The sequence below is a fragment of the Faecalimicrobium dakarense genome (genome assembly GCF_000499525.1).
Classification (GTDB): Bacteria; Bacillota; Clostridia; order Peptostreptococcales; family Peptostreptococcaceae; genus Faecalimicrobium; species Faecalimicrobium dakarense.
Genome location: NZ_HG529454.1, coordinates 1 through 415, shown reverse-complemented (window position 1 = coordinate 415; position 415 = coordinate 1). Strand labels below are relative to the sequence as shown.

Annotated in this window: 4 tRNA genes; all 4 read right to left on the bottom strand. The window is 51.8% G+C overall.

Going from position 1 to position 415, the window contains the following annotated elements:
* Nucleotides 1-2: 2 nt before the first annotated feature.
* Nucleotides 3-83 (bottom strand) — tRNA-Leu (locus BN899_RS18330).
* A 12-nt stretch (nucleotides 84-95) separates the two neighbouring features.
* A tRNA-Tyr gene (locus BN899_RS18325) sits at nucleotides 96-180 on the bottom strand.
* Nucleotides 181-187: 7 nt separating this feature from the next.
* A tRNA-Thr gene (locus BN899_RS18320) sits at nucleotides 188-262 on the bottom strand.
* A 4-nt stretch (nucleotides 263-266) separates the two neighbouring features.
* Nucleotides 267-342: transfer RNA gene (locus tag BN899_RS18315), tRNA-Asn, on the bottom strand.
* Between the last annotated feature and the right edge of the window lie 73 nt (nucleotides 343-415).

The window sequence follows — 415 nt, the reverse complement described above, 5'->3', positions numbered from 1 at the left end:
GGTGCGGATGAAGGGAGTCGAACCCCCACGCCATAGGCGCCAGATCCTAAGTCTGGTGCGTCTGCCAATTCCGCCACATCCGCAGCTTAACTTTTTGGTGGAGGATGGTGGATTCGAACCACCGAAATCGTCGATAACAGATTTACAGTCTGCCCCCTTTGGCCGCTCGGGAAATCCTCCGTATTTATGGAGCTAGTGATAGGAATCGAACCTACAACCTGCTGATTACAAGTCAGCTGCTCTACCGTTGAGCCACACTAGCAAATTGGCGGGAATAACAGGACTCGAACCTGTGACCCATTGATTAACAGTCAATTGCTCTACCAACTGAGCCATATTCCCGCATTAAGTTTTGGCGACCTGGAAGGGACTCGAACCCTCGACCTCCAGCGTGACAGGCTGGCATTCTAACCAA